14 protein-coding genes are annotated in these 14,758 nt (G+C 71.6%); 7 read left to right on the top strand and 7 right to left on the bottom strand.

Going from position 1 to position 14,758, the window contains the following annotated elements; all coding sequences use genetic code 11:
• Nucleotides 1-72: 72 nt before the first annotated feature.
• Both ACJ9NR_RS02270 and hemC read left to right on the top strand, forming a co-directional pair.
• Nucleotides 73-1,257 carry an MFS transporter gene (locus ACJ9NR_RS02270; protein ID WP_412490071.1) on the top strand — a complete coding sequence of 395 codons (1,185 nt, stop codon included), beginning with the start codon at nt 73-75 and terminating at the stop codon, nt 1,255-1,257.
• Nucleotides 1,258-1,392: 135 nt separating this feature from the next.
• Nucleotides 1,393-2,328 (top strand): hydroxymethylbilane synthase, encoded by a 936-nt coding sequence (gene hemC, locus ACJ9NR_RS02275; RefSeq protein WP_412490070.1) that lies wholly within the window; start codon nt 1,393-1,395, stop codon nt 2,326-2,328.
• Between the two features lie 31 nt (nt 2,329-2,359).
• Here hemC and ACJ9NR_RS02280 read toward each other — a convergent pair whose 3' ends face one another.
• The 4 genes from ACJ9NR_RS02280 to ACJ9NR_RS02295 form a co-directional block, all read right to left on the bottom strand.
• Nucleotides 2,360-2,881, bottom strand: coding sequence for a hypothetical protein (locus ACJ9NR_RS02280; RefSeq protein WP_412490069.1), 522 nt, complete (start codon nt 2,879-2,881; stop codon nt 2,360-2,362).
• Nucleotides 2,882-3,072: 191 nt separating this feature from the next.
• Nucleotides 3,073-3,927 (bottom strand): ABC transporter permease, encoded by an 855-nt coding sequence (locus tag ACJ9NR_RS02285; protein WP_412490068.1) that lies wholly within the window; start codon nt 3,925-3,927, stop codon nt 3,073-3,075.
• Nucleotides 3,887-4,762, bottom strand: a complete 876-nt coding sequence (locus ACJ9NR_RS02290) for an ABC transporter ATP-binding protein (RefSeq protein WP_412490067.1) — start codon at nt 4,760-4,762, stop codon at nt 3,887-3,889. The genes ACJ9NR_RS02285 and ACJ9NR_RS02290 overlap by 41 nt, the downstream gene beginning before the upstream one ends.
• On the bottom strand, nt 4,759-5,211 hold the full coding sequence (locus ACJ9NR_RS02295; RefSeq protein WP_412490066.1) for a MarR family winged helix-turn-helix transcriptional regulator: 453 nt from the start codon (nt 5,209-5,211) through the stop codon (nt 4,759-4,761). The genes ACJ9NR_RS02290 and ACJ9NR_RS02295 overlap by 4 nt, the downstream gene beginning before the upstream one ends.
• Before the next feature lie 242 nt (nt 5,212-5,453).
• Here ACJ9NR_RS02295 and ACJ9NR_RS02300 point away from each other — a divergent pair, with 242 nt between their 5' ends.
• Nucleotides 5,454-6,248: a SigB/SigF/SigG family RNA polymerase sigma factor gene (locus ACJ9NR_RS02300; RefSeq protein WP_412490065.1), complete on the top strand. Its 795-nt coding sequence runs from the start codon at nt 5,454-5,456 to the stop codon at nt 6,246-6,248.
• Nucleotides 6,249-6,288: 40 nt separating this feature from the next.
• Here ACJ9NR_RS02300 and ACJ9NR_RS02305 read toward each other — a convergent pair whose 3' ends face one another.
• Complete coding sequence (locus ACJ9NR_RS02305; protein WP_412490064.1) at nt 6,289-6,624, bottom strand: ANTAR domain-containing protein; 336 nt, start codon at nt 6,622-6,624, stop codon at nt 6,289-6,291.
• Between the two features lie 167 nt (nt 6,625-6,791).
• Between ACJ9NR_RS02305 and ACJ9NR_RS02310 the strand changes: the two genes are divergently transcribed.
• Nucleotides 6,792-7,595 carry a VOC family protein gene (locus tag ACJ9NR_RS02310; RefSeq protein ID WP_412490532.1) on the top strand — a complete coding sequence of 268 codons (804 nt, stop codon included), beginning with the start codon at nt 6,792-6,794 and terminating at the stop codon, nt 7,593-7,595.
• A gap of 31 nt (nt 7,596-7,626) precedes the next feature.
• Here the strand turns inward: ACJ9NR_RS02310 and glgX are convergent, their stop codons facing one another.
• Nucleotides 7,627-9,768 carry a glycogen debranching protein GlgX gene (glgX, locus tag ACJ9NR_RS02315; protein WP_412490063.1) on the bottom strand — a complete coding sequence of 714 codons (2,142 nt, stop codon included), beginning with the start codon at nt 9,766-9,768 and terminating at the stop codon, nt 7,627-7,629.
• Entirely contained in the window at nt 9,765-10,277 is a 513-nt protein-coding gene (locus ACJ9NR_RS02320) for a pep a2 (protein WP_412490062.1), read from the bottom strand. Before ACJ9NR_RS02320 ends, glgX begins: the two co-directional genes overlap by 4 nt.
• A 316-nt stretch (nt 10,278-10,593) precedes the next feature.
• Between ACJ9NR_RS02320 and ACJ9NR_RS02325 the strand changes: the two genes are divergently transcribed.
• The 3 genes from ACJ9NR_RS02325 to treS all read left to right on the top strand — a co-directional run bounded on the left by ACJ9NR_RS02325 (nt 10,594) and on the right by treS (nt 14,757).
• Nucleotides 10,594-10,893, top strand: a complete 300-nt coding sequence (locus ACJ9NR_RS02325) for a DUF5133 domain-containing protein (protein ID WP_412490061.1) — start codon at nt 10,594-10,596, stop codon at nt 10,891-10,893.
• A 152-nt stretch (nt 10,894-11,045) separates the two neighbouring features.
• Nucleotides 11,046-13,013, top strand: a complete 1,968-nt coding sequence (locus ACJ9NR_RS02330) for an alpha-1,4-glucan--maltose-1-phosphate maltosyltransferase family protein (RefSeq protein ID WP_412490060.1) — start codon at nt 11,046-11,048, stop codon at nt 13,011-13,013.
• A gap of 25 nt (nt 13,014-13,038) precedes the next feature.
• The gene (gene treS / locus ACJ9NR_RS02335; RefSeq protein ID WP_412490059.1) at nt 13,039-14,757 is read left to right on the top strand and encodes a maltose alpha-D-glucosyltransferase; all 1,719 of its coding nucleotides are present in this window, start codon (nt 13,039-13,041) and stop codon (nt 14,755-14,757) included.
• Nucleotide 14,758: the final 1 nt, after the last annotated feature.

The following is a 14,758-nucleotide window of genomic DNA, read 5'->3' on the forward strand; positions in this document are numbered from 1 at the left end:
GGTCCGGTCCCAGCACGCTGGCCCCGGCCTGCCCGGCCGTTTCCGACCCCGACAATCCCGGAGGACTTCTGGATGGGCAGCGTACGTCCGGCCGCGTGGCGCAGGGGCGCCGTCGTCGCGGCGCTGATGCTGGCGGCGTTCACCTTCAACACCGCGGAGAACCTGCCGGTGGGCCTGCTGTCGCTCATGGCGGCCGACCTGCGGGTGCCGCTCGGCGCCGTGGGCGCGCTGGTCACCGGGTACGGCCTGACGGTGGCCGTGGTGTCGCTGCCGGCCGCCCGTCTCACCGGCTCGGTGCCGCGCCGGTATCTGCTCACCGTGCTGCTGGGGCTGCTGGCCGCGGCCAGCTGGGTGTCGGCGCTGCACGGCCTGCCGTACGGGGGGCTGCTGGCGGCACGGCTGGTCACCGCGCTGGCGCAGGCGTCGTTCTGGGTGCTGATGGGGCCGGTCGCGGTGGGGCTGTTCCCGCCCGAACGGCGCGGCCGCGTCATGGGGTTGCTGTCCGTGGGCGGTTCGCTCGCCACGGTGCTGGGTGTTCCGGCCGGGACCTGGCTGGGCGGCCGCGGCGGCTGGCAGGCGCCCTTCGCGGTCCTCGGCGCGCTCGCGCTCGTCTCCCTCGTCGTCATCGCCGCCGTGCTGCCGACCTCCCGTCCCCAGGAGAGCCACGCGGCCTACGGTGCCGAACCGGACCGCCGCCGGTTCCTGATCGTCGTCGCGACCACCGCGCTGTCGGTGACGGGGGTCTTCACCGGGTACACGTACGTCGCCGCGCTGCTCGAGGACGTCGGCGGATTCGGCGAGGACGCGGTGAGCGGTGTGCTGTTCGCGTTCGGAGTGGCCGCCCTGGCCGGCATCGCGGTCACCGGCCCGCTCCTCGACCGCTTCCCGCGCGCCACGCTCACGGTGCCCGTGCTCACGCAGGCCGCTGCCCTGCTCGGCCTGTACGCGGCCGCGAGCAGCCGCGTGGCCGCCGTGGCGCTGCTCATGCTGCTCGGCGCCTCGGTCGCTCCGGTCTTCATGGCGACGCAGAGCCAGGTGCTCCGGGTCGCGCCCGGCCGTACGGAGTCGGCGCTGGCGGCCAATGGGGCGGCCTTCAACGTGGGCGTCGCCGCCGGCGCCCTGCTCGGAGGCTGCCTGCTGCCGGTCGTCGGCGTGCGCGGCACCTTCCTGGCCGGCGGACTGCTCACCCTGGGCGCGCTCGCGGTGCTGACCGGGCCGGAGGCCCGGCTGTCCCGCGCGGTCCCGGAGCCGCGCTGATCGCGGGCCCGCGGCCCCGCCCGGCGCGGGAGGCCCGGGCCCGCGCCGCACACCCGGGTGCCGGCCGGACGTGATTCGGGTCCCGATGGGGCGGTACGGCACGGACGCCCCCTCGCCAAGGACTATCGTGTCCGCATGCCCGTCCCGGAACTGATCCGTATCGTCTCCCGCGACTCGCCCATGGCGCTCGCCCAAGTGGAGCGTGTCCGCGTCGAGTTGGCGGCCCTGCAGCCCGGTGTGCGCACCGAGGTGGTGCCGGTGAGGACCACCGGTGACAAGTGGATGGGCGATCTGTCCAAGGTCGAGGGCAAGGGGGCGTTCACCAAGGAGGTGGACGCCGCGCTGCTGGCGGGCGAGGCCGACCTCGCGGTGCACTGCGTGAAGGACGTGCCCGCCGACCGGCCGCTGCCCGCGGGCACGACGTTCGCCGCTTTCCTGAAGCGGGACGACGTCCGGGACGCCCTGATCCATCCGGGCGGCCGCACGCTGGACGAGCTCCCGGACGGCACCCGGATCGGCACCTCCTCGGTACGGCGCGTGGCCCAGCTCGCGGCCACCCATCCGCACCTGGAGTGCGTGCCGTTCCGGGGCAACGCCAACCGGCGGCTGGCGAAGCTCCAGGCGGGCGAGGCGGACGCGCTGCTGCTCGCGGTCGCGGGCCTTGAGCGCATCGGACGCGAGGACGTGATCACCGAGATCCTCTCCCCCGAGACGATGATGCCGCCCATCGGGGCGGGCATCCTCGCCCTGCAGTGCCGGGAGGGCGACACCGGGCTCATCGACGCGGTCAGCGCTCTCGGCGACCCGGACACCCATCGGGAGGCCACCGCCGAGCGCATGTTCCTGCATGTGCTGCAGGGGCACTGCAACAGCCCGATCGCCGGGTACGCCCGCGTGGACCACGGCGGCGAACTGTCGCTGCGGGCCTGCGTGTTCACCCCCGACGGCAAGACCCGCCTCAACGCCCACGAGTGGGCGGGCCGGCTCGACCCGGCCACCCTGGGCACGTCGGTCGCCGTGGCGCTGCTGCGTCAGGGCGCACGCGAGATCATCGACGGCATCCCGCACTGAGGACGCCGCGGCGCACCGACGCGGACGCGGATCAGGCGGTGCCCTCCTCCGCCTGGTCGCGCAGGAACTTGCTCACCTGGTGGGCCAGTCGGTCGCTCACACCGCACGGGTGGGCGCCGACGGCCTCCTCGTGCAGGCCGATGCCGCCCGCCCACAGCCGGCGCTCCGCCCACTCGTCGTCGGCGCGCAGCTGGACCTGGACGTCGACCTGGCTGAGGGAGGCTTCCGGGCCGGCCGCGTAGAGCACGGCCGTGACCCGGCGCAGCGGGTAGACGTCGAAGCCCTCGATGAACTGCGAGTTGCGCCAGTCGATGAACGCCGCCTCGCCGTCGGGACCGATCCGCACGTCGATCTGGCCGTCCTCGAGGTGGATGGTGGAGTGCCGGCCGCCCCGGTTCTCGACGGTCACGCGGACGCTGAAGTACGTGAGGCCCTCGGCGGCGTCGTCCCGTCCGCGCGGCGGCTCGGCGGCTTCCAGACGGTGGACGCGGACACGCAGACCGGCATGCTCGTCGTATTCCTGCCAGTCCCCGACCACGTTCGGCTCGTACACAGTCCACCTCTCCGACCTCGCAGGCTCCTGCCTATCTGGGCGTTCAGCGCACTGTCAAATGCGCTGAATGCGCTGTGGCCAGCGCATTCGCGCGCTTTGATCACTGATCAAGCCGTGCCCAGGAACAACGGTCCGAACAGGCCGCACGGGGGTGTGCCGCGGCGTGTGGCACGTCACGTTCCGGGGGGTGATCAGCGGGCCAGCCGGCCGAGGAGCGAGGAGGCGGCCGTGATGCCGAGCGCGGCCGCCACCAGCAACACCCCGAAGTCGAGCGCCAGGTGCGCGTGCGCGCCGATCAGCAGGCCGCGCAGGGCGTCCACCTCGTAGCTGAGGGGGTTGACCCTGCTGACCGCCTGGAGCCAGCCGGGCATGACCGAGAGCGGGTACAGGGCGTTGGAGCCGAAGAACAGCGGCATGGTGATGGCCTGTCCGATGCCCATGAGGCGGTCGCGGCTGATGACGATGCCGGCGATGGTCATCGACAGGCAGGAGAAGAACGCGGAGCCGAGGACCACGATGGCCCCGACGCCGAGCAGTTTCAGCGGGTTCCAGGTCAGCGCGACGCCGAGCAGCGCGGCGATGACGACGACGACGAGGGCCTGGATCAGCGACTTCACCCCGGCCGCGAAGGCCTTGCCGGTGATCAGGGCCGAGCGGGGAGTCGGGGTGACCAGCAGCTTGTTGAGGATGCCCGCGTCGCGTTCCCAGATGATCTGGATGCCGTAGAAGATGGCGATGAACATGGCGGACTGGGCGATGATGCCGGGCGCCATGTAGTCGATGTAGGGGATGCCGCCGGTGGGGATCGACCGGATCCTGGTGAAGGTCTGACCGAAGATCAGCAGCCACAGGGCGGGCTGGATCGCGCGGGTGTAGAGCTCGGTGCGGTCGTGCCGCAGCTTCTGCAGTTCGACGGCGCACATGGCCGCGACGCGCGCGGGCAGCAGCCGCCAGCCGGCGCGGGGCGAGGGCGGCCGCAGCAGCAGGTCGATGCCGGTCACGGGCTCAGCCGACGCGGTGGGCGGTGCGGCGGGTGCTTCGGACATCACGGAAATCTCCTGCCGTGTCGTCGAGACCGCTGCCGGCGACGTCGCGGAACACGTCCTCCAGCGTGGGCAGCGGTGCGGTGTCCGCCGCGCCCTCGGCGCGCCGGCGCTCGCCCAGCCCCTGCCTGAGTTCGGCGGGGGTGCCGAGCGCCCGGACGCGGCCGCGGTGCATCAGGCCCACCCGGTCGCAGTACTGGTCGGCCTCCTCCATGTAGTGGGTGGTGACCAGCACGGTCATGCCGGTGGCCGCCCGTACGGCGTTGATCTGCTCCCACACGCCGGTGCGGGCGATGGGGTCCAGGCCGATGGTCGGCTCGTCGAGAATCAGCAGCCGGGGCGCGCTGACCAGGGCCTGGGCGAGCTCCAGGCGGCGGATCATGCCACCGGAGTAGGTCTTGGCGAGCCGGTCGGCGGCGTCGGCGAGGTCGACGGCGGCCAGGGCCTGGTTCACCCGTTCGGCTCGTTCGCCGCGGGGGACGTCGAAGACGCGGGCGAACAGGGCGACGTTCTCACGGCCGGTCAGGCCGGCGTCGGCGGACAGCTGCTGCGGCACGTAGCCCAGCAGGCGCCGTACGGCCATCGGGTCCTCGGCCGCGTCACGGCCGAGGACCCGGACCATGCCGGCCGGGATGGGCAGCAGCGTGGTGACGCAGCGGATGGCGGTCGTCTTCCCGGCGCCGTTCGGGCCGAGCAGCCCGAAGACCTCGCCCTGCCCGACCGACAGGTCGAGTCCGTCGACGGCTCTGGTACCGCCGAAGGCGTAGGCCAGCCCGGTGCAGGTGACGGCCTCGGCCCCCTCGGTGCCGGCCCGTTCGGTGTCGGCGTCGCGCGTCATGGTTCCCCGGCTTCCTCGTGCAGGTGGTCGGCCAGCTTGCGCAGGACCGGCAGCGCCGCGCCCAGCGCCTCCCGGTCCGCCTCGTCGAGCCGGGACAGTGCGCTCCGCATGAGCTCGGAGCGCCGCTTGCGCCACTCCTCGAGCCTGTCCCCGGCGGCGGGGGTCGGGGTCAGCCGGGCGGCCCGCCGGTCGGCGGGGTCGCTCTCGCGGACCAGGTAGCCCTGCCGGGACAACTGGTTGACCAGGGTCGAGACCGAGTTCCCCGCGAGGTGCAGCTCCTTGGCGGCCTCGGAGACGCCGATGCCGGGGCGGCCGACGACCAGGCGCAGCAGTTCGACCTCGGCACCCCGCAGCCGCGGGGTGACCTGGGGGCGCAGGCGGCGCCTGAGACGCCGGTGGACGGCCACGAGGGCGTCGGTCAGCTCGTCGGGGAAGGTTTCCGGCTCCACACCCGGAGATTACCTCTGTAGCAGAGGTAAGGAACCCAAGGGAGGGTCAAACCCACCAAGAGAGTCACCCTTATGTCTGTTTTGTTTGGAAAAGACCGACTCCGGGCACACCAACGGAGTGCTTCGGAACAGGAGGCACGTCTGTGGGGGCCGGCCGGCTCCCGGATGTCTCCTGCACTGGTCCGGGTCCGCCTCCCCCATGGTGACTGTCCCCTCGGCACCGCCCCAGGGAGGTGCGCACCATGCGTGTCACCAGCGGCAGGACCACATCCCATCCGCACGATGACGCCCCCGACACCGCCGAGGCCTTCCAGCGGCTGGCGCGGCTGGACGACGGGCCGCGGCGCAAAGAGCTCCGCGACGAACTGGTCAGGGCCTGGCTGCCCATGGCCGAGCGGATCGCCGTCCGCTTCAAGGGACGCGGGGAATCCCTCGAGGACCTCTACCAGGTCGCGGCGCTGGGCCTGGTCAAGGCCGTCGACCACTACGACCCGGCCCGCGGCCACGCCTTCGAGGCGTACGCGGTGCCGACCGTCACCGGCGAGATCAAGCGGCACTTCCGCGATCACATGTGGACCCTGCACGTGCCGCGCCGGGTCCAGGACCTGCGCAACCGCGTGCGGCAGTCCGCCAAGGAGCTGTCCCAGACGACCCCGGGGCGCGGACCCACCGTCCCCGAGATCGCCCGGCACGCGCAGCTGAGCGAGAGCGAGGTGCGCACGGGCATGGAGGCGCTGGAGTGCTTCTCGGCCCTGTCCCTCGACGCCGAACTGCCCGGCTCCGACGGGTACGCCCTGACGGACGCGATCGGCGCGTGGGACACGGCCTACGACGTGGTCGTCGACCGCGTCGCGGTCGGTCCCAGCATCGCGGCGCTTCCGGAGCGTGAGCGCACCATCCTCTACCTGCGCTTCTTCCGGGGCATGACGCAGAGCCGGATAGCGCAGCAGCTCGGCATCTCGCAGATGCATGTCTCCCGGCTGCTCAGCGGCTGCTTCGCCCACCTCCGTGAGGAGCTGCTCGCGGAAACAGGCTGAACCGCCGCGCCGAACGGCCCCGCGCGCACCACCCGTCGCCTCACCCCTGCGGTGGGGTGCCGGGCAGCTGCGTGGGGCCGTGGCGGTCCAGGGCGTCCTCCAGCTGTGCGCCTATCTCCTCGGGCATCTGCCCCGAGCGCCCCCAGATGAGGACGAGTTCCGCGACATTGCGCAGCCTGATGTTCGTGTGCTGGGAGACCTCCTTCAGCACCGCCCACCCCTCGTCCGGCGTCACCCGGCCCAGCGCGACGACCATCCCGATCGCCTGGTCCACGACGGCGTGCGAGGTGACGGCCTCCTTCAGCTGGTCGACCTCTTCCTGCAGCGCGAAGACGCGATCGGTCTCGTCCGCGGGTTCCTGAGGTACCTGTGCCACGCCCTCCATACTGGCACCCGCCCCGCCTCCTGCCACCGGGCGGCGGGCAGCCGGGCACCCGTTTCGGCCGTATCGCCGGGGTACTCGGCAGGCACCCGGAGCGGGTCCGGTCGGACACTGGGAGGAGACCGGTGGCCACCGGCGGAACGGACCAGGACGTGACTGCCATGAACCACGACCCCTCACGCCCGCGCGCGACGACCCGCGTCGTCTCCTCGCACTCCGTCTTCGGCGCGCCCTGCTGGGTGAGCCTGACCAGCCGCGACGCCGACGCCACGGAGGAGTTCTACGCCGCCGTGCTGGGCTGGGAGTGGCGCCCGGCCAAGCTGGGCGACCGCTTCCGGATGGCACTGGCGGACGGGGTGCCCGTCGCGGGCATCGCGGCCGTCGCCGCCATGTGGCAGATGGCGGTGGCGTGGACTCCGTACTTCGCCGTGCCCAGTGCGGACGAGGCCGCGTCGCGGGCGCAGGAACGCGGCGGCACGGCCGCGGTCGGGCCGATCTCCTTCCCGCCCGGGCGCGCGGCGCTGCTGGCCGACCGCGACGGGGCGACCTTCGGAGTCTGGGAGGGCGCGCTCATCGCCGACTGGGAGAAGTGGCGCCGGGCGGCACCGACCTTCATCCGCCTGCACACGCGCGACGCCTTCGACGCGGCGATCTTCTACGGCGAGGTGCTCGACTGGGCGTCCGAGCGGCCCGGCTGCTGCGAGGTCCACTACGAGGGGGGCGAGGTGGTGCTGCGCAGCCAGGGCGACGTCGTGGCCCGTATCGAGTCCGGTGCCCTGGGAGCGGCACCCGACCCCACCATCCGGCCCCACTGGCAGGTCCACTTCGCGGTGGAGGACGTGGCGGGCTGTGTCCGGGCGGCCGAACTGCACGGCGGCAGCGTCCTGTCCAAGGGCAGCGACGAGGCCGTGCTGCGCGACGCCGACGGCGCGCAGTTCACGGTGACCTCGGTCCGCGAGCGCTGAGCCCGCCCGCGGCCGGCCGTTCCCGGCGGGCTCAGCCGGCCGTGCGCGCGGGGCGGGTGAGCAGGACCAGGCTGCGCGCCTCGACGGTCATCGCGCTGCCCGCCTTGTGCTCCGTCTCGTCGGGCCCGCCCTGCGGGACGGCGGTGTCGATCAGGGTCGTCCAGCGCTCGCCGTAGGTGACGTCCGGCAGCCGGAACTCCACCGGCTCCCAGTAGCTGTTGAGCAGCAGCAGGAACGAGTCGTCCACCACGGGGCGGCCGCAGGGGTCCGGTTCGGCGATCGCGTCGCCGTTGAGGAAGGCGGCGACGGAGTGCCCGCGGTGCCATTTCTCCTCCGTCATCTCCCGGGCGTCCGGCGCCAGCCACACCAGGTCGGGCAGCGGCTGGCCCGGGTGGGTTGCGGTCTCGCCGCGGAAGAACCGGCGGCGGCGCAGCACGGGGTGGGCGGCGCGCAGGGCGATGACGTAGCGCACGAAGTCCGCGAGGTCACGCTGCTCGTCGGTCAGCCGCCAGTCGATCCAGGAGACCTCGCCGTCCTGGCAGTAGGCGTTGTTGTTGCCGCGCTGGGTGCGGCCCAGTTCGTCGCCGTGGCTGAGCATCGGGATGCCCTGCGACAGCAGCAGCGTGGCCAGGAAGTTGCGCTGCTGGCGGGCGCGCAGTTCGAGCACCGCCGGATCGTCGCTCTCCCCCTCGGCGCCGCAGTTCCAGGACCGGTTGAAGCTCTCGCCGTCCCGGTTGCCCTCGCCGTTGGCCTCGTTGTGCTTGTCGTTGTACGACACCAGGTCGCGCAGCGTGAAACCGTCGTGCGCGGTGACGAAGTTGACGCTGGCGCGCGGGCGCCGCCGGCTGTGCTGGTACAGGTCGGCGGAACCGGTCAGCCGGGAGGCGAACTCGCCCAGCGCGTGCTCGCCGCCCCGCCAGAAGTCCCGCACGGCGTCGCGGTACTTGCCGTTCCACTCCGACCACAGCGGCGGGAAGTTGCCCACCTGGTAGCCGCCCTCCCCCACGTCCCAGGGCTCCGCGATCAGTTTCACCCTGCTGATCACCGGGTCCTGCTGGATCAGGTCGAAGAACGCCGAGAGCCGGTCCACCTCGTGGAACTGCCGGGCCAGCGTGGCGGCGAGGTCGAAGCGGAAGCCGTCGACGTGCATCTCGGTGACCCAGTAGCGCAGCGAGTCCATGATCAGCTGCAGGACGTAGGGATGCCGCATCAGCAGGCTGTTGCCGGTGCCGGTGGTGTCGTAGTAGTGGCTCCAGTCGCCGTCCACCAGGCGGTAGTACGAGGCGTTGTCGATGCCGCGGAAGGACAGCGTGGGGCCCTTCTCGTTGCCCTCGGCCGTGTGGTTGTAGACGACGTCCAGGATCACCTCGAGCCCCGCCGCGTGCAGGGCCTTCACCATCGACTTGAACTCGGTCACCTGCCGGCCGCGGGTGCCGCGGGCGGCGTAGGCGTTGTGCGGGGCGAAGAAGCCGATGGTGTTGTAGCCCCAGTAGTTGGACAGGCCGCGGCCCTGCAGCACGCCGTCCTGCACGTACTGGTGCACCGGCATCAGCTCCACCGCCGTCACGCCGAGGCCGGTCAGGTGCTCGACGACGGCCGGGTGCGCCAGGCCGGCGTAGGTGCCGCGCAGCCGGGGCGGGACGGCGGGGTGGGTGCGGGTCAGGCCGCGTACGTGCGCCTCGTAGATGACGCTGTCCGAGTAGGCCTGCCGCGGCGGGCTGTCGTCGCCCCAGTCGAAGGCGGGGTCGGTGACCACCCCGAGCATGGTGTGCCCGGCGCTGTCGGACCGGGACGGGCCCGCGGCCGAGCGCTCGAAGAGGGAGGCGTGGTTGTCCACCTGGCCGTCGACCGCCCGGGTGTAGGGATCGAGCAGGAGCTTCTTCGGATTGCAGCGGTGGCCCAGGTCCGGGTCCCAGGGCCCGTGCACCCGGTAGCCGTAGCGCTGTCCGGGCCCGACGTCCGGCAGGTAGCAGTGCCAGACGAAGCCGTCGACCTCGGTCACCGGAACGGTGCGCCGGCGGCCGTCGTCGTCGACGAGGACGAGGTCGACGCGTTCGGCGACCTCGCTGAAGAGCGCGAAGTTGGTGCCCTTGCCGTCGAAGGCGGCTCCCAACGGGTAGGGGTGCCCGCTCCAGACGGGCACCCCTGCCGTACGGCGTCGCTTCGCCGTCACCGGGCGTCCTCCAGCAGGCCGCCGGACTCGCCCGCGTCGCCCGCCAGCACCGCGGCCCGCGCCTCGCGCGGCACCTGGAGCACCTCGCTCAGGCGCGGCCAGGGTGCCGTGGGCACCAGGGGCACGCGTTCGCCGGCCCGGGCCCGCTGGGAGAACCAGATGACCTTGCTGCCGGTGTCCGTGGCGCAGCAGCCCCAGCCGTCGCTCATGGCGGCGATCCGCTCCAGGCAGGCGCGCAGGTCCTGGTCGGGGCGCAGCTCACAGTCGTTCTCCCCCACCGCGGTGATCAGATGCTGTCCGTTCCACCACATCTCGATCGAGGTGTGCTTGTCCGTCGCGTGCTCGTCGATGGCCCTCAGCAGCAGCTCGGCGGCGCTGCAGACGGGCTCGACCAGCGTTTCGAGGTACCAGAGCCGGAGGTGTGCGGCCAGGATGCGCCGGACCTGTCCGACCCGTTCGGGACCGACCTCCACGTCGAGGTGGTAGTAGCAGGGTGCTGCGGTCTTCATCGTCGTTGGCTCCTCACCGGCGAAGCTCCCGCCTGTCCTCGCCCCGGTGGGACGAGCCCCGTACGCACAGCGTGAGCGGTGATCGCTTCTGAGTCACCTCAAGCGTGGGAGCACTACGCCATTCGTGCAACACGAGCGCACAACCGGTGATCGACGAGCCGTCAGGGGTAGTTGAAGCTCCAACAAGACGCTGAGTCGTCGTCCGTGCACCATGTGTGAAGACCTCGATGCCCGTAACGGACCGTGCGTGCCCACGCGCGGCCGCCGCCCGACCGTCGGGAGACGTGCGATCGAGCCCCGGAAAGTGAAGGGCGTCATGCTGCTACCGGCAAAAGCCGAGGTGGCCCGGCAACTGCGGCGGTACCGGGCGTGGGAACGCGTCATGCTCGCGTCCCCCGCCGACCGCACGGTGCGGGCCACTTTCGAGGACTCGGGCTACACCCTGTGCGTGCTGATGGGCAAGCGCTGCGCCCGCGAGGCCGCGGACGCCGCCGAGCGCTATCTGCGCTCGACCCTCGGCGCCTATCTCCTGGAGCAGGACGACAGGCCCCGGACGGACGGCTCGGCCCGGCGCGGCCCACCGCGTGCGCATCGGCGTCTCGCCGGGGACAGGTGACCCGTCCGGCACAGCCCGGGCAGAGGTGACCCGTTCGGCGCAGGCCGGGGAGATCCTTTCGGCGCAGGCCGGAAGAGATGATTTCTCCGGCCCCATGTGTATCCCCGGCCGGGCCGACGGCCCGGTCTTCCAGCACGGTGGAGGTGAGACCCATGAGTTCCATTCCGGCCATCGGCCGCATCCCGGTACGCGAAGTCCGCCCGGCGGTGGAGTGCGGCAGGTACCCGGCCAAGGCCGTCGAGGGCGAGACGTTCCAGGTCACCGCGACCGTGTTCCGAGAAGGCCACGACGCGGTCGCGGCCAACGTGGTCCTGACCGATCCCGAGGGCCGGCACGGCCCGTGGACCCCGATGCGGGAACTCGCCCCCGGCTCCGACCGCTGGGGCGCCGAGGTCACGCCCACCTCCGAGGGCCGCTGGACCTTCCGGGTCGAGGCCTGGAGCGACCCGGTAGCCACCTGGCGGCAGCACGCCCGCATCAAGATCCCGGCCGGCATCGACACCGGGCTGGTGCTGGAGGAGGGCGGCGACCTGCACGAGCGGCTGGCCGCCGGGGTCCCCGCGGGCCCCTGGCGCAACGCGGTGCTGGACGCGGTCCGGACGCTGCGCGACGACTCGCTGCCGGTGGCCACGCGTCTGGCGGCGGCGTTGACGCCGGAGGTGGACGCGGTGCTGGCGCGGCATCCGCTGCGGGAGTTCACCACCGCCTCGCCGACGCTGGAGCTGCTGGTGGAACGCGAGCGGGCGCTGTACGGCTCCTGGTACGAGTTCTTCCCCCGCTCCGAGGGCACCGCCGAGCAGCCGCACGGCACCTTCCGCACCGCCGCGCGCCGGCTGCCCGCGATCGCCGCGATGGGCTTCGACGTCGTCTACCTGCCCCCCATCCACCCCATCGGCACCACCTACCGCAAGGGCCGCAACAACACCCTCTCCGCCGGCCCCGACGACGTCGGCGTGCCCTGGGCGATCGGCTCCCCCGAGGGCGGCCACGACGCCGTCCACCCCCGGCTGGGCACCCCGGAGGACTTCGCCTGGTTCGTGCGCCGGGCCCGCGCCCTGGGCCTGGAGATCGCCCTCGACTTCGCCCTGCAGTGCTCCCCCGACCACCCCTGGGTGCACAAACACCCCGACTGGTTCCACCACCGCCCCGACGGCACCATCGCCTACGCCGAGAACCCGCCCAAGAAGTACCAGGACATCTACCCCCTCGCCTTCGACGCCGACGGCGAGGGCCTGCTCACCGAGACCCTGCGGGTGCTGCGGCTGTGGATGGACCACGGGGTGCGGATCTTCCGCGTGGACAACCCGCACACCAAACCGGTCGCGTTCTGGCAGCGGGTGATCGCCGACATCAACGCCACCGACCCCGACGTCATCTTCCTCGCCGAGGCCTTCACCCGCCCGGCCATGATGCACACCCTGGCCCAGATCGGCTTCCAGCAGTCCTACACCTACTTCACCTGGCGCACCACCAAGCAGGAGCTGACCGAGTACTGCACCGAACTGGCCGGCGAGGCGGCCGCCTACATGCGGCCCAACTTCTTCGTCAACACCCCCGACATCCTCCACGCCTACCTCCAGCACGGCGGCCGCCCCGCCTTCGCCGTCCGCGCCGTCCTGGCCGCCACCCTCTCCCCCACCTGGGGCGTGTACTCCGGCTACGAACTGTGCGAGAACACCCCCCTGCGCGAGGGCAGCGAGGAATACCTCGACTCCGAGAAGTACCAGCTGCGCCGGCGCGACTGGGACACCGCCGAACGCGAGGGCCGCACCCTCACCCCCCTGATCACACAGCTCAACACCATCCGGCGGCGCCATCCGGCGCTCCAGCGGCTGCGCAACCTCCGCTTCCACGGCACCGACAACGACATGGTCATCGCCTACAGCAAGACCACGGGCCGGGACACGGTCCTCGTCGTCGTCAATCTCGACCCGCACCACACCCAGGAGGCGACGGTCTCGTTGGACATGCCGCAACTCGGCCTGGAGTGGCACGCATCCATGTCCGCACACGACGAACTGACGGGTGAGACCTATCACTGGGGCAGGGCCAACTACGTACGCCTGGATCCAGGCCGGACCCCGGCACACGTGCTCCACATCCAGCAGTCGTCCGCGTAGCCACCGACAGGAGAGTCAGAGCGCCATGACTGTCAACCAGCCCGTCCCGGACACGTTCGAGGACACCCCCGCCAAGGACCGAGACCCGGACTGGTTCAAGCGCGCGGTCTTCTACGAGGTCCTCGTCCGTTCCTTCCAGGACAGCAACGGCGACGGCGTCGGCGACCTCAAGGGGATCACCGCCAAGCTCGACTACCTGCAGTGGCTGGGCGTCGACTGCCTCTGGCTGCCCCCCTTCTTCAAGTCCCCGCTGAGAGACGGCGGCTACGACGTCTCCGACTACACGGCCGTGCTGCCCGAGTTCGGCGACCTCGCCGACTTCGTCGAGTTCGTGGACGCCGCCCACCAGCGCGGCATGCGCGTCATCATCGACTTCGTCATGAACCACACCAGCGACCAGCACCCGTGGTTCCAGGAGTCCCGCAAAGACCCCGACGGACCCTACGGCGACTACTACGTATGGGCCGACGACGACAAGGGCTACCCGGACGCGCGCATCATCTTCGTCGACACCGAGGCCTCCAACTGGACCTTCGACCCGGTGCGGGGTCAGTACTACTTCCACCGCTTCTTCTCCCACCAGCCGGACCTCAACTACGAGAACCCTGCCGTGCAGGAGGAGATCCTGGCGGCCCTGCGCTTCTGGCTGGACCTGGGCATCGACGGCTTCCGGCTGGACGCGGTGCCCTATCTGTACGCCGCCGAGGGCACCAACTGCGAGAACCTGCCCGCCTCGCACGCCTTCCTCAAGCGCGTCCGCCGTGACATCGACGCCCACTACCCGGACACGGTGCTGCTGGCGGAGGCCAACCAGTGGCCGGAGGACGTCGTCGACTACTTCGGCGACTACCGGAGCGGCGGCGACGAGTGCCACATGGCCTTCCACTTCCCCGTCATGCCGCGCATCTTCATGGCCGTGCGCCGGGAGTCCCGCTACCCCGTCTCCGAGATCCTCGCCAAGACCCCCGCCATCCCCTCCGGCTGCCAGTGGGGCATCTTCCTGCGCAACCACGACGAACTGACCCTGGAGATGGTCACCGACGAGGAACGCGACTACATGTGGGCCGAGTACGCCAAGGACCCGCGCATGCGCGCCAACATCGGCATCCGGCGCCGGCTCGCCCCCCTCCTCGACAACGACCGCAACCAGATCGAGCTGTTCACCGCCCTGCTGCTGTCCCTGCCCGGCTCGCCGATCCTGTACTACGGCGACGAGATCGGCATGGGCGACAACATCTGGCTCGGTGACCGCGACGCGGTCCGCACCCCGATGCAGTGGACCCCGGACCGCAACGCCGGCTTCTCCTCCTGCGACCCGGGCCGGCTCTTCCTGCCGACCATCATGGACCCCGTCCACGGCTACCAGGTCACCAACGTCGAGGCGTCGATGTCCTCCCCCTCCTCGCTGCTGCACTGGACCCGCCGGATGATCGAGATCCGCAAGCAGAACCCCGCCTTCGGCCTCGGCTCCTACACGGAACTGCCCTCCTCCAACCCGGCCGTTCTGGCCTATCTGCGGGAGTACGAGGACGACCTGGTGCTGTGCGTGAACAACTTCTCCCGTTTCGCCCAGCCCACCGAGCTGGACCTGAGGGCCTACGACGGACGCCATCCCGTGGAGCTCATCGGCGGGGTGCGCTTTCCGGCCATCGGTGAACTGCCCTACCTGCTGACCCTCGCCGGGCACGGCTTCTACTGGTTCCGGCTCACCCGAGTCGCATCCCGCATCGGCCGCCGGTCCTGAG

Source organism: Streptomyces sediminimaris (assembly GCF_047049295.1).
Lineage (GTDB): Bacteria > Actinomycetota > Actinomycetes > Streptomycetales > Streptomycetaceae > Streptomyces > Streptomyces sediminimaris.